This window comes from Inhella sp. (genome assembly GCF_027532025.1).
GTDB lineage: Bacteria > Pseudomonadota > Gammaproteobacteria > Burkholderiales > Burkholderiaceae_C > Inhella.
Genome location: NZ_JAPZSY010000051.1, coordinates 1 through 19563, shown reverse-complemented (window position 1 = coordinate 19563; position 19563 = coordinate 1). Strand labels below are relative to the sequence as shown.

At 67.9% G+C, this 19563-nt stretch carries 18 protein-coding genes; all 18 read left to right on the top strand.

Going from position 1 to position 19563, the window contains the following annotated elements:
- Nucleotides 1–120 precede the first annotated feature (120 nt).
- Entirely contained in the window at nucleotides 121–1164 is a 1044-nt protein-coding gene (gene meaB / locus O9335_RS08050) for a methylmalonyl Co-A mutase-associated GTPase MeaB (protein WP_298386271.1), read from the top strand.
- Nucleotides 1157–2689: an acyl-CoA carboxylase subunit beta gene (locus tag O9335_RS08045; RefSeq protein WP_298386228.1), complete on the top strand. Its 1533-nt coding sequence runs from the start codon at nucleotides 1157–1159 to the stop codon at nucleotides 2687–2689. Before meaB ends, O9335_RS08045 begins: the two co-directional genes overlap by 8 nt.
- 299 nt (nucleotides 2690–2988) lie before the next feature.
- The gene (accC, locus tag O9335_RS08040) at nucleotides 2989–5040 is read left to right on the top strand and encodes an acetyl-CoA carboxylase biotin carboxylase subunit (protein ID WP_298386225.1); all 2052 of its coding nucleotides are present in this window, start codon (nucleotides 2989–2991) and stop codon (nucleotides 5038–5040) included.
- Complete coding sequence (locus O9335_RS08035; RefSeq protein ID WP_298386222.1) at nucleotides 5037–6278, top strand: NAD(P)/FAD-dependent oxidoreductase; 1242 nt, start codon at nucleotides 5037–5039, stop codon at nucleotides 6276–6278. Before accC ends, O9335_RS08035 begins: the two co-directional genes overlap by 4 nt.
- On the top strand, nucleotides 6275–6739 hold the full coding sequence (locus tag O9335_RS08030) for a VOC family protein (RefSeq protein WP_127680887.1): 465 nt from the start codon (nucleotides 6275–6277) through the stop codon (nucleotides 6737–6739). Before O9335_RS08035 ends, O9335_RS08030 begins: the two co-directional genes overlap by 4 nt.
- 78 nt (nucleotides 6740–6817) lie before the next feature.
- Entirely contained in the window at nucleotides 6818–7006 is a 189-nt protein-coding gene (locus O9335_RS08025; RefSeq protein WP_298386216.1) for a hypothetical protein, read from the top strand.
- A 20-nt stretch (nucleotides 7007–7026) separates the two neighbouring features.
- Complete coding sequence (locus O9335_RS08020; RefSeq protein ID WP_298386213.1) at nucleotides 7027–8391, top strand: hypothetical protein; 1365 nt, start codon at nucleotides 7027–7029, stop codon at nucleotides 8389–8391.
- 132 nt (nucleotides 8392–8523) lie between these two features.
- On the top strand, nucleotides 8524–9531 hold the full coding sequence (locus tag O9335_RS08015) for a LysR family transcriptional regulator (protein WP_298386211.1): 1008 nt from the start codon (nucleotides 8524–8526) through the stop codon (nucleotides 9529–9531).
- Between the two features lie 12 nt (nucleotides 9532–9543).
- A complete protein-coding gene (gene leuC, locus O9335_RS08010) occupies nucleotides 9544–10956 on the top strand; it encodes a 3-isopropylmalate dehydratase large subunit (RefSeq protein WP_298386208.1) in 1413 nt (470 codons plus the stop codon).
- 42 nt (nucleotides 10957–10998) lie between these two features.
- Nucleotides 10999–11130, top strand: a complete 132-nt coding sequence (locus tag O9335_RS08005) for an entericidin A/B family lipoprotein (protein WP_298386205.1) — start codon at nucleotides 10999–11001, stop codon at nucleotides 11128–11130.
- 35 nt (nucleotides 11131–11165) lie between these two features.
- The gene (gene leuD, locus O9335_RS08000; protein WP_298386203.1) at nucleotides 11166–11816 is read left to right on the top strand and encodes a 3-isopropylmalate dehydratase small subunit; all 651 of its coding nucleotides are present in this window, start codon (nucleotides 11166–11168) and stop codon (nucleotides 11814–11816) included.
- Nucleotides 11813–12895 (top strand): 3-isopropylmalate dehydrogenase, encoded by a 1083-nt coding sequence (gene leuB / locus O9335_RS07995; RefSeq protein WP_298386201.1) that lies wholly within the window; start codon nucleotides 11813–11815, stop codon nucleotides 12893–12895. Before leuD ends, leuB begins: the two co-directional genes overlap by 4 nt.
- 36 nt (nucleotides 12896–12931) lie before the next feature.
- Complete coding sequence (gene asd, locus O9335_RS07990; protein ID WP_298386198.1) at nucleotides 12932–14050, top strand: aspartate-semialdehyde dehydrogenase; 1119 nt, start codon at nucleotides 12932–12934, stop codon at nucleotides 14048–14050.
- A gap of 154 nt (nucleotides 14051–14204) precedes the next feature.
- The gene (locus O9335_RS07985; RefSeq protein ID WP_298386195.1) at nucleotides 14205–16550 is read left to right on the top strand and encodes a FimV/HubP family polar landmark protein; all 2346 of its coding nucleotides are present in this window, start codon (nucleotides 14205–14207) and stop codon (nucleotides 16548–16550) included.
- 64 nt (nucleotides 16551–16614) lie between these two features.
- Nucleotides 16615–17397: a tRNA pseudouridine(38-40) synthase TruA gene (gene truA, locus O9335_RS07980; protein WP_298386269.1), complete on the top strand. Its 783-nt coding sequence runs from the start codon at nucleotides 16615–16617 to the stop codon at nucleotides 17395–17397.
- Nucleotides 17394–18026, top strand: a complete 633-nt coding sequence (locus O9335_RS07975) for a phosphoribosylanthranilate isomerase (protein WP_298386192.1) — start codon at nucleotides 17394–17396, stop codon at nucleotides 18024–18026. Before truA ends, O9335_RS07975 begins: the two co-directional genes overlap by 4 nt.
- A 12-nt stretch (nucleotides 18027–18038) precedes the next feature.
- Nucleotides 18039–19319 (top strand): tryptophan synthase subunit beta, encoded by a 1281-nt coding sequence (gene trpB, locus O9335_RS07970; protein WP_298386189.1) that lies wholly within the window; start codon nucleotides 18039–18041, stop codon nucleotides 19317–19319.
- Nucleotides 19316–19563: tryptophan synthase subunit alpha (locus O9335_RS07965; RefSeq protein ID WP_298386187.1), on the top strand; the 248-nt coding region annotated here is incomplete at its 3' end. The genes trpB and O9335_RS07965, both read left to right, overlap by 4 nt.

The window sequence follows — 19563 nt, the reverse complement described above, 5'->3', positions numbered from 1 at the left end:
GCCAAGAAGGAGGCCTTGATCGCGAGTGACTGGCAGCTGATTCAGCGATTGGCGTGGGGCACCAAGAACGCCCTGCCGCCGCGTTTGGCGGGGGCTTCGATACCTCAGCCCGAACGGGGATTGGAGCCCGCTGGTACGTCTCCTTCCCCCGTTCGGGCTGAGGTATCGAAGCCCTCGCTCGACCTTGCCCAGGCTTTGCGCCAACCCGGCATGCCTGGCCGCCGCGCCCTGGCCAAGGCCATCACCCTGCTGGAAAGCAGCCTTCCGGCCCACCGCGCCCAGGCCGATGCCCTGCTCACCGCCTGCCTGCCGCACAGCGGCGGCGCGGTGCGTTTGGGCCTGAGCGGCGTGCCCGGGGTCGGCAAGAGCAGCTTCATCGAAGCCCTGGGCCTGCACCTGATCCAGCAAGGCCACCGCGTGGCCGTGCTCGCCGTGGACCCCAGCAGCAGCCTGTCGGGCGGCTCCATCCTGGGCGACAAGACGCGCATGGAGCGCCTGTCGGTGCAAGAGGCTGCCTTCATCCGCCCCAGCCCCAGCCGCGGCGTCTTGGGTGGCGTGGCCAGTCACACGCGGGAACTGATCCGCTTGGTCGAAGCCGCCGGCTACGACGTGGTGATCGTCGAAACCGTGGGCGTGGGCCAGAGCGAGGTGGCCGTGGCCGGCATGACCGATTGCTTCTGCCTGCTGCAACTGCCCAACGCCGGTGACGAACTCCAAGCCATCAAGCGCGGGGTGATGGAGCTGGCTGACCTGGTGGTCATCCACAAGGCCGACCTCGATGCCGCTGCGGCCATGCGGGCGCAGGTGCAGATCGTGTCCAGCTTGCGACTGCACGGCCAAGCGCATGGGCCAGGGCACGGCGGGCTTGCCGCGCCGGAGGTGTTGCAGGCCAGCAGCCTCACCGGCCAGGGCGTGGCCGAGGTGTGGCAGGCCGTGCAACGCCAACAGGCCGCGCAGGACCGCGACGCGCGGCGGCACCAGCAAGACATCGCCTGGCTGCGCGAGCGCATCCAGGCCGGCCTGCAGCAGGCCTTCCACGACCACGCCGCCGTGGCGGCGCGTTTACCCGGGCTGGAGCGCGAAGTGCGCGCCGGCACACTGGCCGCCAGCACCGCCGCCCGCGAACTGTTGACCCTGTTTTTGAGGAACACCCCCCATGGATGACATCCAAAAACTGCTCGAGAACAAGCGCGCCGCGGCGCGCTTGGGCGGTGGCCAAAAGCGCATCGACGCGCAGCACAAAAAAGGCAAGCTCACCGCCCGCGAGCGCCTGGAACTGCTGTTCGACGACGACAGCTTCGAAGAGTGGGACATGTTCGTGCAGCACCGCTGCGTGGACTTCGGCATGGACGCCAACCACATCCCCGGCGACGGCGTGGTCACCGGCTACGGCACCATCAACGGCCGCCTGGCCTTCGCCTACAGCCAGGACTTCACCGTGTTCGGTGGCGCCCTGAGCGAGGCGCACGCCGAGAAGATCTGCAAGGTCATGGACCAGGCCATGAAGGTCGGGGCACCGGTGATCGGCCTGAACGACTCGGGCGGCGCGCGCATCCAGGAAGGCGTGGCGTCCTTGGGCGGCTACGCCGAGGTGTTCCAGCGCAACGTGCTGGCCAGCGGCGTCATCCCGCAAATCAGCCTGATCATGGGCCCCAGCGCCGGCGGCGCCGTGTACAGCCCGGCCATCACCGACTTCATCTTCATGGTGAAGGACAGCAGCTACATGTTCGTCACCGGCCCCGAAGTGGTGAAGACGGTGACGCACGAAGAGGTGAGCGCCGAAGAGCTCGGTGGCGCCAGCACCCACACCGCCAAAAGCGGCGTGGCCGACCTGGCCTTCGACAACGACGTGGAAGCGCTGCTGATGCTGCGCCGCTTCTTCAACTACCTGCCGCTCAGCAATCGCGAGAAGCCCCCGGTGCGCCCCTCGGGCGACCCGGCCACGCGCCGCGACGAGTCGCTCGACACCCTGGTGCCCGCCAACCCGAACCAGCCCTACGACATCAAGGAGCTGATCGCCAAGGTGGTTGACGACGGCGACTTCTTCGAGCTGCAGCCCGAGTACGCCAAGAACATCGTCACCGGTTTCGCGCGCATGGACGGCGGCACCGTGGGCATCGTGGCCAACCAGCCCCTGGTGCTGGCCGGCTGCCTGGACATCAAGAGCAGCATCAAGGCCGCGCGCTTCGTGCGCTTCTGCGACGCCTTCCACATCCCGGTGGTGACCTTTGTCGACGTGCCCGGCTTCATGCCCGGCACGTCGCAGGAGTACGGCGGCATCATCAAGCACGGTGCCAAGCTGCTCTACGCCTATGCCGAGGCCACCGTCCCGAAGATCACCGTCATCACCCGCAAGGCCTACGGCGGTGCCTACGACGTGATGGCCTCCAAGCACCTGCGCGGCGACGTCAACTTCGCCTGGCCCAACGCCGAGATCGCCGTGATGGGCGCCAAGGGCGCGGTGGAAATCATCTTCCGCGAAGACAAGGGCGACCCCGAAAAGCTCGCGGCCAAAGAGGCCGAGTACAAGACCCGCTTCGCGAACCCCTTCGTCGCGGCCGAGCGCGGCTACATCGACGACGTCATCCAGCCCCACGAAACCCGCCAGCGCATCTGCCGCAGCTTGAAGATGCTGAAGGACAAGAAGCTGGACAACCCGTGGCGCAAGCACGGGAACATTCCGCTGTGATGGCCGCGCGATCTTGGAGCGCTGAGTGATGCAGACAGATCAGGATCTGGCAGCCGCACTCCGTCGGAAAGCGCAAGAGGCCGCCGCTGTTGAGTTCGAGCTGCGAGCCTCGCTTGACGCCCAAAAAGCGAAGTACCAACGACAGATGCGGTGGTATCGGTTCTTTTCTCAGGACCGGGCAAATCTCACGCGGCTACCCACTTGGCTTTGGGTACCTCTGGTTCTGATGTTGCTGGCCTTATTTCTATTGGCACTCTGGTCTGCTGGCAGCGGACGAGGCTGAGTCTGCGAGGGAAACAATGTTCAACAAGATACTGATTGCGAATCGCGGCGAAATCGCTTGCCGCGTCATCGCCACGGCCAAACGCCTGGGCATCGCCACCGTGGCCGTTCACTCCGAGGCCGACGCCCGCGCGCGGCATGTGGAGTTGGCCGACGAGGCCGTGTGCATCGGCCCGGCGCCCAGCCGCCAAAGCTACCTGATGGCCGACAAGATCATCGCGGCCGCCAAGCAGACCGGCGCACAGGCCATCCACCCCGGCTACGGCTTCCTGAGCGAGAACGAAGACTTCGCGCGCCGGGTCGAGGAGGAGGGCCTGGTCTTCATCGGACCCAAGCACGGCGCCATCGCCGCCATGGGCGACAAGATCGCGTCCAAGAAGCTGGCCCAGCAGGCCGGGGTCAGCACCATCCCCGGCCACAACGAGCCCATCCTCAGCGCCGAGGAGGCCGTTGCCATCGCTCAGAAGATCGGCTACCCCGTCATGCTCAAGGCCAGCGCCGGCGGCGGCGGCAAGGGCCTGCGCGTGGCGCACAACGACAAGGAGTGCGCCGAGGGCTTGGTGAGCTGCCGCAACGAAGCCGCAGCGAGCTTTGGCGACGACCGGGTGTTCATGGAGAAGTTCATCGAACAGCCCCGGCACATCGAGATCCAGGTGCTGGCCGACGGCCACGGCCGCACGCTTTACCTCTGGGAGCGCGAGTGCTCCATCCAGCGCCGCCACCAAAAGGTCATCGAAGAAGCCCCGTCGCCCTTCATCAGCGAGGCCACGCGCAAGGCCATGGGCGAGCAGGCCGTGGCCTTGGCGCAGGCCGTGGGCTACCAAAGCGCGGGCACGGTCGAGTTCGTGGTCGGCAAGGACCAGGGCTTCTACTTCCTGGAGATGAACACCCGCCTGCAGGTGGAGCACCCGGTGACCGAGTGCATCACCGGGCTGGACTTGGTGGAGTGGATGATTCGCATCGCCGCGGGCGAGAAGCTGCCGCTGCAGCAGTCGGACCTGAAGCGCGAGGGCTGGGCCATCGAGTGCCGCATCAACGCCGAAGACCCGTTCCGCAACTTCCTGCCCAGCACCGGTCGCCTGGTGCGCTACCAGCCGCCCCCCACCGACCTGACGCAGGGCCAGCCCAGCGTGGCGCAAGGCGTGCGCGTGGACACCGGCGTGTTCGAGGGCGGCGAGATCCCGATGCACTACGACTCGATGATCGCCAAGCTCATCGTGCACGGGAAGGACCGCGCCGACGCCATTGCCCGCATGCGCGAGGCGCTCAACGGCTTCGTCATCCGCGGCATCGCCAGCAACATCCCCTTCCAAGCGGCCTTGTTGGCCCACCCGGACTTCCAGTCGGGGAACTTCGACACCGGCTTCATCGCGCGCCAGTGGCCCAGCGGCTTCAAGGCCGAGTCGGTGACGCACGACGACCCCGACTTCCTGGTGGCCCTGGCCGCCTTCGTGCGCCGCAAGACGCGCGAGCGGGCCGTGGGCATCAGCGGTCAACTGCCGGGTCACGAGGTGGGGCTGGACAACAAGGCCGTCGCCATCACCCACCTGGGCGAGGGCAACAGCCTTCGCCAGCACGTGCGCGTCACCGAGATCGCCGGCCGGCCGGGCGTGGCCCGCATCGAGGTGGACGGCAAGGGCTATGACATCGAATGCCACTCGCGTTTGATCGACGTGCGCCTGAACGGCAGCGTCAACGGCCGGCCCTTCGTGGCCCAGGTCGAGCGCGGCACGGCCAAGAACCCGCTGGCGTTCCGCTTGCAGCACAACGGCAAGTCCGCAGAGATCACCGTGCTGCGCCCCCGCCACGCCGAGCTGCAGGCCCTGATGCCCTACAAGGCGCCGCCCGACACCAGCGCTTTCTTGCTCTCGCCCATGCCGGGCCTGCTGGTCCAACTGGCTGCGGCCGTGGGCCAGAAGGTGCAAGCGGGCGAGCGCTTGGCCGTGATCGAGGCCATGAAGATGGAGAACGTGCTGTTCGCCACCCAGGACGTGACCGTGGCCGAGGTGCTGGCCAAGCCGGGCGAGTCCCTGAGCGTCGACCAGCCCATCTTGCGCTTCGCCCGTTGAGCGTCGCGGTCGTTGGCGCGGGCGTCGCCGGCACGGCGGCGGCCATCGGGCTGGCGCAGTTGGGCGTGCCGGTCACCGTCTTCGAGACGGTGGCCGACCCCCAGCCCATCGGGGCCGGTTTGCTGCTGCAGCCCACGGGGCAGCAGGTTCTGGCGCACCTGGGGCTGTTGGACGGGGCCTTGGCGCATGGCGCTCGGCTCGACCGCCTGCATGGCGACACCGCCAGCGGGCGCACCGTGCTCCACCTTCGCTACAGCCGCTTCGCCCCCGAGGCCTACGGACTGGGCTTGCAGCGCGGCGTGCTGATGGGCCTGCTGTGGCAGCGCCTGCGTGCCCTGGGCGTGCCCTGGCATTGCGGCGCCACGGTCGCGGGCTGGACGGACGTCCCCGAGGGGGTGCGCCTTCACAACGAGGGCGGGGCCGATCTGGGCAGCTTCGAGGCCGTGCTCTTGGCCGATGGCAGCTTTTCTCGCCTGCGGTCTCAGCTGGTGGCCGGGCACGGCCGCGTGCGGGCCGACCCTTTCCCGTGGGGGGCCTTGTGGACGGTGCTGCCGCAGCCCACTGGCTTTCCTGCCATCGAACTGCGCCAGCGTTTCCGCGGCGCACGACAGATGCTGGGCCTGATGCCCGTGGGGCGCGCCTGGGGCAGCGACGCCGGGAGTGCGCCCGGCATCAACCTGTTCTGGAGTCTGCCCCTGGCCGAGATGCCCGACCTGGACCGCTTGGACCTGGCCGCTTGGAAGCGCCCGTTGGTCGACTTGCTCCCCTGGGTGGCGCCCTTGCTCGATGGCTTGACCGACGCCCGCCAACTGCGGCCGGCGCGCTACGCCGACGTGCGCCTGCGTCCGACGCACCGCGGCGCGGTGCTGGCCATCGGCGACGCCGCGCACGGCATGAGCCCGCAGCTGGGGCAGGGGGCCAACATGGCCTTGATCGATGCGCAGGTGCTGGCGCAAACCCGCCGCGCGCATCCGCAGGCGCCCTGGCCCGAGCTGCTGGCCCGCTTTGCCCAGGCCCGCCGCGCCCACCTGCGCTACTACGGGCAGGCCAGCCGCTGGCTGACGCCGATGTTCCAGTCCCACCAGCGCTTGCTGCCCGCCCTGCGCGATGCCCTCATGGGGCCGGTGGGGCAACTGCCTTGGTTCCACGGCCAAAACGTGGCCACCCTGAGCGGCATGAAAACCGGCTGGCTCTGGGGCCGCCTCGACCTTTCGAACAACCCTTGGAGCCCGCCATGAGCGACCGTCCTTTTCGCATCCTCGGCCTGCAGCAAATCGCCATCGGCGGCTTGGACAAGCAGCGGCTCAAGACCCTGTGGGTCGACTTGCTGGGCGTGCCGGTGACCGGCACCTTCCAGAGCGAGCGCGAAAACGTCGACGAGGACATCCTGACGCTGGGACGGGGCGCGCACGCGGTCGAGGTGGACCTGATGCAGCCGCTGGACCCCGACAAGAAGCCGGCCGTCCACACCACGCCGCTGAACCACGTGGGCCTGTGGGTGGACGACCTGCCAGCTGCCGTGCAATGGCTCGAAGCCCAAGGCCTGCGCTTCGCGCCGGGTGGGATCCGCCGCGGCGCGGCCGGCCATGACATTTGCTTCGTGCACCCCAAGGGCAACGAGCAGTTCCCTATCGGCGGCGAGGGCGTGCTGATCGAGCTGGTGCAAGCCCCCGCCGAGGTGCGCGACGCGCTGCGCTGACCCCAGCACACGGCCTGTGGCGCCCTTGCGCCACCGGGCGGGGTATGGTGGGCGCTTCCCACCCCATGAGGAGCCGAGATGGCCAAACCCAATTACGCCTTCGAGAAGCGCCAACGCGAGCAGCAAAAGAAGCAAAAAAAGGCCGAAAAGGCCCAGCGCAAGGCCGAGGGAGTTGCCTCGGGAGAGGGCGCTGAGACCGCCATGGATGCGGGCGAGCCCTCTGGCACGGCGGTCTCGGCACTGCCCCCGGCGACACCCGCCCCCTGACCGAAGTGGAGGAGGCCCCGATGCGACACGCGGCAGGTCGGTGGCGGGCGGCGCTGGTTGTGGCAGGCGCATGGCTGGCGCATGCCGCGGCTTGGGCGTGGGGCAACCACGCCCTGCTCAGCTACCGCGCGCTGGAGGGCTGGCCCACCGTGGCGCAAGCCCCCGCGGTGAAGGCCGAAACGTTGGACGACTTCTTGCGCGCCCAATCCGGTGCCGTGGCCGCGCTCACCGATGCGCAAGAAGCCTGGGCGCGCGAAAACATCCGGTCGTACACCCCGCGGCCGGAGCGTCTGACTTGGGTGCCGCAGCCGCAGGACACCGACGCTGAGCGCCGGCTGGCCTTTTTTCGGGCCCTGCGTTTGTCGCCCAAGGCGCCGCTGGCCTTGTTCGTGCAGGTCGATCCTCGCCACCCCGAAGCCACGGCGCACAGTCAGCCGCTCGAGCCGGAGGCGGTTTTCAACATCCCACCCAGCAAAGGCGCCACGCAACGCTTTGTGGCCTTGCAGCCCGGCCAGCCCGTGACACCGCTGGCGGTACTGGCCTCGGCCAGCGACGAGCCAGATTACGGCTACGACATCGACCTGTTCGACGACAACCCTGGCAGCGCCGATTACGGCCTGGGCCCGCAGCCTTTTGGCAACCCGGCCATCCGCATCAGCAGCCAAGCCCCGTTTCACATGGGCTTCTTCCACCAAGGCGCTGTGTTCAATGCCTTGGCGCCGGCCTTTGCCCGGAGCTACGCGCAACTGCGCGTGCACCAGTACACCACCTTGGCGGCGCTGGCGTTTCGCAGCGGTCACGACTACTGGGGCTGGCGCTTCACCGGTTTGGCCCTGCACTACGTTCAAGACCTGACGCAGCCCTACCACGCCAGCGCCGCCCCGGGCGAGCGGCTGCCCGGCATGGTGTGGGCCAACCTGTTGGACAAACTCGGCTTCCCCGGGCGCAAGGCTGGCCTCATCGTCTTGCAAAGCAACCGCCACTTCGTGATGGAGAACTACCAAACGCGGCGTCTGCTGGCATCGGCCCAGGCGGGGCAGGACACCGTTCTGGAGCAGGCGCTGCGCGACACCCAGCACGACGCCAGCTACCCCGCGTGGCATCCGCAGTACCTGCGAGACGTGGTGGCCGCCCAAGCCCATGCGGCGGGTCCAGCCACCGATGCCGCCATCGTCGTGGGCGCGCCCGCCCGCTTCGTGTTGGATCCAGCCTTCGACTTCGGTGCGCAGGAAGACGCCATCGACCTCGACGCGGACATGCGTCGTCAGTTGCAGGCCCAGCGGGACGCCATGGTGGCGGCCATCGCCACGCTGCTGCGGCACCTGGGTGCGCACACCCGCAACACCGTGCGGGGCGTGCAAGCCCAGGTGGGCCTGACGCCCTGAGAGGGTCGTTCCGCGGGGGTGGTTGCGCCGCTCAGTCCGGCGGACATCAGGGTTAAGCCTTCGTTGATTTGGTGGTATTCGGCAGTAATCTGTCGAAGCCTCCCCAACAGACGAAGGTTTACAGTGAACGTCATGCGCCTCGACCTCACCACCCTCCACCTCGTGCTGGCCATCGAGCGCACCCGCTCGATCACGGCCGGCGCCAAGGCCGAACACCTCGCTTTGGCGGCCGCCAGCAAGCGATTGGCCGATTTGGAGCTGCGCCTCGGCGTCAAGCTCTTCGAGCGCCGCGCGCGCGGCGTCGAGCCCACGGAAGCCGGTCGCGCCCTGGTGCGCCACATCCGAACCTTGCAGGCCAGCTTGCACGCCATGGAATCGGAGGTGGTGGAATTCGCCCGCGGCATCAAGGGCCACCTGCGCATCGTGGCCAACGGCGGCGCCATCGCCGAGTGCTTGCCCGCGGACTTGGCCAACTTCAGCAACCGCCACCCGCAGATCCGCATCAGTTTGGAAGATTTGACCAGCGCCGAGGTCCAGGCCGCCGTGGCCGAGGGGCGCGCCGATGTTGGCATCTTCACGCCGCCGGTCCTGGACAACCGCCTGGACACCCGCAGCTACCGCTTTGCCCGCCTGTCGGTGCTGGTGCCCCGGGGCCACCCCTTGGTCGACCGCGGCAGCGTGCGTTTTTCCGACCTGCTGGAGTACGACCTCATCGGCCTGCACGCCGGTGCGGCGGCGCAGGAAGTCATGCGCGAGCAAGCCGCTTTGGTGGGCAAGACCCTGAAAGCCCGCTTGCAGGTGCGAGGCTTCGACGCCATCGCGCAGTTGGTGGAAGCGGGTCTCGGTGTCGCGGTCTTGCCCCAGGGGCCGGCCGAGCGGTTCGCGCAAGTCTTCGCCGTCGAGCAACTCAGCCTGCAAGAACCTTGGGCCGCGCGCGAGTACCGTGTCGCCGTGCCGCGTCAGCAGAGCTTGTCGGCGGTGGTGCAGCGTTTCGTCGATGCCCTGTGCCCCCCCCAGGCCGCCGCCGCCGCTGCTGCGGCGTTGGCCGCTGCCCAGGCCAGCCTGCAAGCCGCTGAGCCTGCGCCCATTCCCGCGCCCGCGCTGGCCAAGCCCAAGCGACGCGCTTCGTCTTCGACCTGATCCCTGTTTCGCATGACCGCCAAGACCCTGTACGACAAGCTCTGGGACGAGCACGTCGTCCGCACCGAGCCCGATGGCACCGCGCTGATCTACATCGACCGCCACCTGGTGCATGAAGTCACCAGCCCGCAGGCCTTTGAGGGCCTGGCGTTGGCCGGTCGCAAGGTGTTCCGCATCGCCGCCAACTTGGCCGTCAGCGACCACAACGTCCCCACCACCGACCGCGCGCTGGGCATTGCCGACCCGATCAGCAAGCTGCAAGTCGACACCCTGGACGCCAACTGCGACAAGCATGGCATCCGTCAGTTCAAGATGAACGACCGCCGCCAAGGCATCGTGCACGTCATCGGCCCCGAGCAGGGCGCCACGTTGCCCGGCATGACCGTGGTCTGCGGCGACAGCCACACCTCCACGCACGGCGCCTTTGCCGCTCTGGCCCATGGCATCGGCACCAGCGAGGTGGAGCATGTGCTGGCCACCCAGTGCCTGGTGGCCAAGAAGGCCAAGAACATGCTCGTGCGCATCAATGGCCGGCTGCAGGCTGGTGTGGGCGCCAAGGACTTGGTGTTGGCCATCATCGGCGCCATCGGCACGGCGGGCGGCACCGGTTACACCATCGAGTTCGGCGGCGAGGGCATTCAAGCCCTCAGCATGGAAGGCCGAATGACCGTGTGCAACATGGCCATCGAGGCCGGCGCGCGCGCAGGCTTGGTCGGTGTGGACGACACCACCATCGCCTACCTGAAGGGGCGACCGTTGAGCCCCCAAGGCGACGAGTGGGAGCAAGCCGTGGCCGACTGGCGCACCCTGGTCAGCGACCCAGGCGCCCACTTCGATGCTGTGGTCGAGATCGATGCCACGCGCATCGCGCCCCAAGTCAGTTGGGGCACCAGCCCCGAAATGGTGCTGCCCATCGATGCCTTCACGCCCGAACCGGCCCGCGTGAGCGACGCCGTGCGTCGCGATGCCACCCAGCGGGCCTTGGCCTACATGGGTTTGCAGCCGCACCAGCAAATCGGTTCCATCGCGCCCGACAAGGTGTTCATCGGTTCGTGCACCAACAGTCGCATCGAAGACCTGCGCGAAGCCGCCGCCATCGTGCAGCGCATCGGTGGCAAGGTGGCCAAGGGCATCAAGCAGGCGCTGGTCGTGCCTGGCTCAGGTCTCGTGAAGGCGCAGGCGGAAGCCGAGGGACTGGACCGCGTGTTCAAGGCCGCTGGCTTTGAGTGGCGCGAGCCCGGCTGTTCCATGTGCCTGGCCATGAACGCCGACCGTCTGGAGCCGGGCGAGCGCTGCGCCAGCACCAGCAATCGCAATTTCGAAGGACGTCAGGGCGCCGGTGGGCGCACCCACCTCGTCAGCCCGGCCATGGCCGCGGCGGCGGCCATGAAGGGCCGCTTCGTGGACGTTCGCCAGTACGCCTGACGACAATGGTGGCTTCGTCACTGACCTGAGCCGGACGCCACCATGCAACGCCTGATCCTCGCCGCCATCGCCGCCTTCGCCCTCGTCAGCCTGAGCGCCTGCAACACCTTGCAAGGCATTGGCAAGGACGTGAAGAAGGCCGGCGAAAAAATCGAAGAAGCCGCCAAGAAGTAAACCGCCCAGGGCCGAGCCCTGGGCATGGAGAAGTGATGCAAGCCTTCACCCAGCACCAGGGCCTGGTCGTCCCCATCGACCGCGCCAACGTCGACACCGACGCCATCATCCCCAAGCAGTTCCTCAAGTCGATCCAGCGCACGGGCTTCGGCCCCAACCTGTTCGACGAGTGGCGCTACCTCGACAAAGGCGAGCCCGGCCAGGACCCGGCCAGCCGCAAGCCGAACCCCGCGTTCGTGCTCAACCAGCCGCGCTACGCCGGCGCCAGCGTGATGCTGGCCCGTGCCAACTTCGGCTGTGGATCCAGCCGCGAACACGCGCCCTGGGCCATCCAGCAGTACGGCATCCGCGCCGTCATCGCGCCCAGCTTTGCCGACATCTTCTTCAACAACTGCTTCAAGAACGGCCTGCTGCCCATCGTTTTGCCCGAGGCCGTCGTCGACGCCTTGTTCCAAGCCGTGCACGCCACGCCGGGCTACCAACTGGCCATCGACCTGGCGCGCCAGGTGGTGGCGACGCCCGAGGGCGTCGAGCACGGCTTCGACGTCGAGCCCTTCCGCAAGCACTGCCTGCTCAACGGCCTGGACGAAATCGGCCTGACCCTGCAGCACGCGGCCGACATCGAGGCCTTCCAAGCGAAGCGCTTGGCCGCCAAACCCTGGTTGAAGCGAGAACTGACCGCATGAGCGCCACGAAACTCATCGCCGTGCTGCCGGGCGACGGCATCGGCCCCGAAATCATGGCCGAGGCCGTCAAGGTCCTGAAGGCCCTGAAGCTGCCGATCGCCCTGGAAACCGCCCCCGTGGGCGGTGCCGCCTACGAGGCCGCCGGCCACCCGCTGCCCGAAAGCACCCTGGCCCTGGCCCAGCGTGCCGACGCCGTGCTGTTCGGCGCCGTGGGCGACTGGAAGTACGACAAGCTCGACCGTCCGCTGCGCCCCGAGCAGGCGATCTTGGGCCTGCGCAAGCACCTGGGCCTGTTCGCCAACCTGCGCCCGGCCCTGTGCTACCCGCAACTGACGCACGCCAGCAGCCTCAAGCCCGAGTTGGTGGCGGGGCTGGACATCCTCATCCTGCGCGAGCTGACCGGCGACATCTACTTCGGCACGCCGCGCGGCCGCCGCACGGCCGTGGACGGGCACTTCCCCGGGGCCGACGAGGCCTTTGACACCATGCGCTACAGCCGGCCCGAGGTCGAGCGCATCGCCCACGTGGCCTTCCAGGGGGCGCGCAAGCGCCGCGGCAAGGTCACCAGCGTGGACAAGGCCAACGTGCTGGAAACCTCGCAGTTCTGGCGCGACGTGGTGATCGACGTGCACCAGCAGTACCCCGACGTGGCCCTGGACCACATGTACGTGGACAACGCCGCCATGCAACTCGTGAAGGCACCCAAGGCCTTCGACGTGATCGTCACCGGCAACTTGTTCGGCGACATCCTGTCTGACGAGGCCGCCATGCTCACCGGCTCCATCGGCATGCTGCCCTCGGCCTCGCTCGACAAGGCCAACAAGGGCCTGTACGAGCCCAGCCACGGCAGCGCCCCCGACATCGCGGGCAAGGGCATCGCCAACCCGCTGGCCACGATCTTGAGTGCGGCGATGATGTGCCGCTACACCCTGGGCTGGCTTGATGCCGCCGACCGCATCGAAGCGGCCGTGCAGGCCGTGTTGGCCCAAGGCCTGCGCACCGGCGACATCTGGAGCGAAGGCTGCGAGCGGGTGGGCACCCAGGCGATGGGGGACGCTGTCCTCCAAGCGCTGGGTTGATGCGTTAGGCGTGTTTTTCTTGATTTTGGAGCGGTGATGACGACCTTGGTGGGCCTGGTGGGCTGGCGTGGGATGGTGGGTTCGGTGCTGATGGACCGGATGACCGCCGAAAAAGACTTCGACCTGATCGAACCCCTGTTCTTCAGCACCAGCAACGCCGGCGGCAAAGCCCCGGCGCAAGCCAAGAACGAAACCACCTTGCAGGATGCGCACGACATCGAGCAGCTCAAGCGCTGCGACGTCGTCATCACCTGCCAAGGCGGCGACTACACCAACGAGGTGTACCCCAAGCTTCGCGCTGCCGGTTGGACGGGCCACTGGATCGACGCCGCCAGCAGCCTGCGCATGGCCGACGACGCCGTCATCGTGCTCGACCCGGTCAACCGCCCGGTGATCGACCAAGCCCTGGCCCAGGGCGGCAAGAACTGGATCGGCGGCAACTGCACCGTCAGCTGCATGCTCATGGGTGTGGGCGCGCTCTACAAGGCTGGCTTGGTCGAGTGGATGAGCACCCAAACCTACCAAGCGGCCAGCGGTGGCGGCGCTCAGCACATGCGCGAACTGCTCACGCAGTACGGCACGCTGAACGCCGAAGTCAAGGCCCTGCTGGACGACCCCAAGAGCGCCATCCTCGAGATCGACCGCCGCATCGTTGACAAACAGCGCTCGCTGACCGCCGCCGAAACCGCGAACTTTGGCGTTCCCTTGGGTGGCTCGCTCATCCCTTGGATCGACAAGGACCTGGGCAACGGCGTGTCCAAGGAAGAGTGGAAGGGCATGGCCGAGACCAACAAGATCCTCGGCACCGGCGCCCAGGCCATCCCGGTCGACGGCTTCTGCGTCCGCATCGGGGCCATGCGTTGCCACAGCCAGGCGCTGACCTTCAAACTCAAGAAGGACGTGCCGCTCGACGAGATCGAGGCCATGATCGCCGCCGACAACGCCTGGGTGAAGGTGGTGCCCAACACCCGCGAGGCCACGATCCGCGACCTGACCCCCGTGGCCGTCACCGGCACGCTCACCATCCCGGTCGGTCGCCTGCGCAAACTCGCCATGGGGCCCGAGTACCTGGGTGCGTTCACGATTGGTGACCAATTGCTGTGGGGCGCGGCCGAGCCGCTGCGCCGCATGCTCCGGATCTTGATGGAACGCTGAAATTCCTTGAGCACCCTGGGGCAAACCCCCGTCGGTGAACGCCTGCAAGCCTCGGGTTGAAGGCGTTTTCTCAGGAAATCAGCGGATATGCTTGCCGCTCTTGCAATTTCGCCCTGGGGACGGACGAGGTCTGTCGTGGGCGATGGGGGATGCCTTGAACCAAGACCTCTCGCGCCGCGCGCGTTTTTCCTTGTCGCAACTGGCTTTGGCGGTCAGCCTCACGCTGTCGGCGGGTGCCAGCCACGCCCTCGGGCTGGGGCGCCTCAACGTGCAATCGGCGCTCGGCGAAACCCTGCGTGCTGAGATCGAAATCACCAGCCTGAGCGCCGATGAGGCCAACAGCTTACGCGTGCGCCTGGCCTCTCCCGACGTCTATCGCAGCAACGGCCTGGACTACAACGCCGTGCTGTCGGGTACCCAGGTGCAAGCGGTCAAGCGTGCCGACGGCCGCACGGTCCTTCGTTTGGTCAGCGATCGCGCCGTCCAAGAGCCCTTCGTGGACGTGGTGCTGGACATCAGTTGGGCCACGGGCCGGTTGACGCGGGAGTACACCCTGCTGTTCGATCCGCCCAACCGGATGGCGCGTGCGCCGGAGCAGGCGCCCCTGGCGCCGGTGGTCAGCCCGACCGCGCCCGTCGCTGCGCCGACTCCGGTGCGCACCGCCTCAGCGCCCGTACCCGCGCCAGCTGCCGAGCGCCCGCCAACCGGGCCCCGTGCACCGGCGGAGGCTCCGGCCGATGGCACGGTGGTCGTGCGTGGTGGGGATTCGCTGTCGCGCATCGCTTCGCGGCACGCTCCTGCCGGCGTGTCGATCGATCAGATGCTGGTGGCGCTGTACCGATCGAACCCCAACGCGTTTCTCAACAACAACATGAACCTGCTGCGTGCAGGCGCTCGATTGCGCCTGCCGGGTGCCGAGGCCGCGCAGATCGCTGCCGGCGAGGCGCGCCAAGTGGTTCGTGCCCACAGTGCCGACTTCGACGCGGCCCGCCAAGGGCTGGCCAACACGGCGCCTCGTTTGCCGGTGGAGCCCGAACGCACCGCCAAGGGTGCCGTGCAGGCGCAGGTCCAAGAGACGAAGCCGGCTGCGCCCACGGGCGATCGCCTGACGCTCAGCAAGCCAGCCCCGACGCCGGCGCCGGCTCCCGCTCCCGCTCCCGCTCCCGCCCCGGCGGCTTCCAAGCCCGCCGACAAGGTGGCGTCGTTGAGCCGCAACGTCGATGACCTGAAGAAGCTGTCCGAAGCGGCCAAGCCCGGGGCCGATCCGGCCAAGGCGGTTGACACGGCGGCCTCGGTGGCAGCGCCGATCGCGCTGCCGGCCTCGGTGCCGGCCTCGTTGCCGGCGCCAGCCAGCGCGGTGGCGCCCAAGCCCGCCAGCAAGCCGGCACCGGCGCCGGCGCCTCTGCCAGCCCCGGCGCCTGCCAAGCCTGCGGACGAGGGCGGCTTGTTGGCATGGCTGCAATCGCCCTTGGGGGTGGCGCTCGGCATCGGTTTGCTCGGCGCCCTCGGTTTCGCGGCTTGGCGATTCACGCGCAAGTCCAAACCTGATTTGGGCAAAGAAACCATGTTTGGCGAAAGCCGCCTGCAGCCCGATTCCTTCTTCGGTGTGACCGGGGGTCAGCGGGTTGACACCCGAGACGGTGCCAGCGGTGTGTCGTCCATGTCGTACTCGCTGAGCCAGCTCGACGCCCATGGCGACGTCGACCCTGTGGCGGAAGCCGACGTGTACCTGGCCTACGGCCGCGACCTGCAGGCTGAAGAAATCTTGAAGGAGGCCCTGCGCAGCCAGCCGGGTCGGACGGCCATCCGCGTCAAGCTGCTCGAGGTGTACGCCAAGCGTCGTGACGTTCGCGGTTTCGAACAACTGGCCTTGCAGCTGTACGCCGAGTGCCGCGGTGAGGGCGACGATTGGCTCAAGGCCCAAGAGATGGGCCGCGGCATCGACGCTGAGAACACGCTGTACCAGCCGGGCGGCAAACCCAAGGCCATGTTCGACGACGTGTCACCGCGTCCGGAACCGATGGATGCTTCAACCCTGCCAGCGACTGCCGCCGCGTTGGCTGGTGCTGCCACGCAGCCGTTCGCTCAAGCCTCCAACAACGCCGTCGACAGCACGCTGGACCTCGACCTGGACCTGGGTGGGAGCAAGTCGGCAGCGGCCGATTTGGACCTTCCCTTGCTGGATGCCGCGGCACCGTCGCCGGCACCGGCCGCCAACCAACCGCTGGACTTCGAGTTGGGCGATTTGGCGGTGGAGCCTCCGGCCGAAGCCGACGAACCGCATCGAACCAAGCTGGGCGCCGACAGCCTGATCGATGCCGTCCAAGACTTGGCCAACGACGAAGGCGATCCGATGACGCGTCAACTCGAACTGGCGGAAGAGTTCCGCCAGATTGGCGACGTGGAAGGCGCGCGCGACGTGCTGCAGGAGTTGATCAACCAAGTCAACAGCGGCCCCCTGTACGACAAGGCCAAGGCCATGCTGGACAGCTTGCGCTGATGCTCTTGGGTTCGTCGATGGGCGCCGCTTGCGGCGCCCTTTTTCTTGCCGGGGCGCCCGCATGATGCGCCTGGCCTTGGGCGTGGCCTACCGCGGCACGGCTTACCAGGGGTGGCAGTCTCAGCCCGGTGGGCAAACCGTGCAAGACCGTCTGGAGTGGGCGCTCTCGCGCTTCGCCGATGAGCCCATCAAGACCGTGTGTGCGGGCCGGACCGACGCGGGCGTGCATGGACTCAACCAGGTGGTGCATTTCGACACCAGCCGCCAGCGCGAGCCCTTTGGGTGGGTTCGTGGCGTCAACCGCTACCTGCCGGAGGATGTGGCGGTGCAGTGGTCGGCCGAGCCAGGCGATGGGTTCCATGCCCGCAACCATGCGCGACGGCGACGTTATGCCTACGTGCTGCTCGAATCTCCAGTGCGGCCCGCGTGGGAATGCGGCAACGTGGGCTGGACCTTCCGGTCGCTGGACGCCGACGCCATGAACGCGGCCGCTGCGCACCTGATCGGGGAGCACGACTTCAGCGCCTTTCGTGCGGCGGAGTGTCAAGCGGCCAGTCCGATCAAAACGCTCAGCACGCTCGACATTCGCCGGCGGGGCGCGTACTGGCGCTTCGATTTCGAGGCCAATGCCTTTCTGCACCACATGATCCGTAACCTGATGGGCAGCCTGCTGGCCGTGGGACACGGGGCGCGGCCGCCGGATTGGGTGGCCGAGGTGCTCCAGGCCCGCGATCGGTCTTTGGCCGCGCCCACGTTTGCCCCCGATGGCTTGTACTTTTTGGGCCCGCAGTACGACGCCGAGCGAGGGTTGCCCACCCACACGCCTGCCATGGACTGGTTGCCATGAATCGCCGAACCCGCATCAAGATTTGTGGATTGCGAACCGAGACCGACGTGGACGCCGCCGTCTGGGCCGGCGCCGACGCCGTGGGCTTTGTCTTCTACGCCCCGAGCGTTCGGGCCGTGACGCTGGATCAAGCCCGGCGCTGGGCCGAACGCCTGCCGCCCTTCGTCACCCCGGTGGGGCTGTTCGTCAATGCCAACCCGGCCGAGATCGAGGCAGCGCTGCGTGCTGTGCCCCAACTGCTGTTGCAGTTCCACGGCGACGAGGCCCCCGCCGACTGCGAGCGCTGGGGCCGTCCCTACCTGCGGGCCTTGGCCGTGCAAGCGGGCACCCGATTGGTAGACTGGGAGGATCGATTCCCCCGGGCCCAGGCGCTCTTGGTCGATGCGCCGGTGGAAGGCTACGGGGGCGGTGGAAAGGTATTCGATTGGTCACTGCTCGCACCAAACGCAACCCGTCCGGTCGTTTTGTCTGGTGGGTTGAATGCAGCCAACGTCGGCGATGGCATCCGGCGGGTGCGGCCTTGGGCCGTTGACGTCTCCTCGGGCGTCGAATCCTCCCGTGGGGTCAAAGACCCCGACCTGATCCACGCGTTTTGCGCCGCCGTTCGCGCCGCCGACGCCGCCCTCTGAAGGGACCTTTCCATGTTGCAGTACGACCAGCCCGACGCGCGCGGGCACTTTGGCCCGACCCCTTCGGGCACCAGCTACGGTGGCCGCTTTGTCGCCGAGACCTTGATGCACGCGCTCGACGAGCTCGAGCAGGCCTACGCCAAGTACCAGCACGATGCCGAGTTTCAGGCCGAGTTCCGCAAGGAGTTGGCCCATTTTGTCGGCCGCCCCAGCCCGATCTACCACGCTGAGCGCCTGAGCCGGGAACTGGGCGGTGCGCAGATCTACCTCAAGCGCGAAGACCTGAACCACACCGGCGCGCACAAGGTCAACAACACGATCGGCCAGGTGCTGCTGGCCCGCCGCATGGGCAAGCCGCGCATCATTGCCGAGACCGGCGCCGGCCAGCATGGCGTGGCCACCGCCACCGTGTGCGCGCGCTACGGCCTGGAGTGCGTGGTCTACATGGGCGCCGAGGACGTCAAGCGGCAGTCGCCGAACGTCTACCGCATGCAGCTGTTGGGCGCCACCGTCGTGCCCGTGGAAAGCGGCAGCAAGACCTTGAAAGACGCGCTCAACGAAGCGATGCGCGACTGGGTGACGAACGTCGAGAACACCTTCTACATCATCGGCACCGTGGCCGGCCCGCACCCGTACCCCATGCTGGTGCGCGACTTCCAGCGCGTCATCGGCGACGAATGCCTGGTGCAGATGCCCGACATGGTCGGCCGCCAGCCGGACGCCGTGATCGCCTGCGTCGGTGGCGGCAGCAACGCCATGGGCATCTTCTACCCCTACGTGCCGCACGAGGGGGTGCGTTTGATCGGCGTCGAAGCCGCCGGCCGCGGCATCGACACCGGCCACCACGCCGCCACGCTCAGCGCCGGTAGCCCGGGCGTGCTGCACGGCAACCGCACCTACCTGCTGCAAGACAAAGGCGGCCAGATCATCGAAACGCACTCCATCAGTGCCGGTCTCGATTACCCGGGCGTGGGCCCGGAGCACGCCTACCTGAAGGACATCGGCCGCGCCGAGTACGTGGGCGCCACCGACGCCGAAGCCTTGGACGCCTTCCACCGCCTGTGCCGCACCGAAGGCATCATCCCGGCGCTGGAAAGCAGCCACGCCTTGGCGCACGCCATGAAGATCGCGCCTTCGATGGCCAAAGACCAAGTGCTGCTGGTGAACCTCAGCGGCCGCGGCGACAAAGACATCGGCACCGTGGCCGACCTGTCGGGCAGCAGCTTCTACTGCCGCCCCTCCTGCCGTGGTGAAGAGGCCAAGGGCGTGACCTTCCTGCGGAGCGCGAAATGAGCCGGATCGCCACCACCCTGAGCGCGTTGAAGGCCGCCGGTCGCAAGGCCTTGATCCCCTACATCACCGCTGGCGATCCGCACCCGACCCTGACCGTGGACCTGATGCATGCCCTGGTGGCGGGCGGGGCCGACGTGATCGAACTGGGCGTGCCCTTCAGCGACCCCATGGCCGACGGCCCGGTGATCCAGCGCGCCGCCGAGCGCGCCTTGGTGCACAAAGTCCGCATGGTCGACGTGCTGAC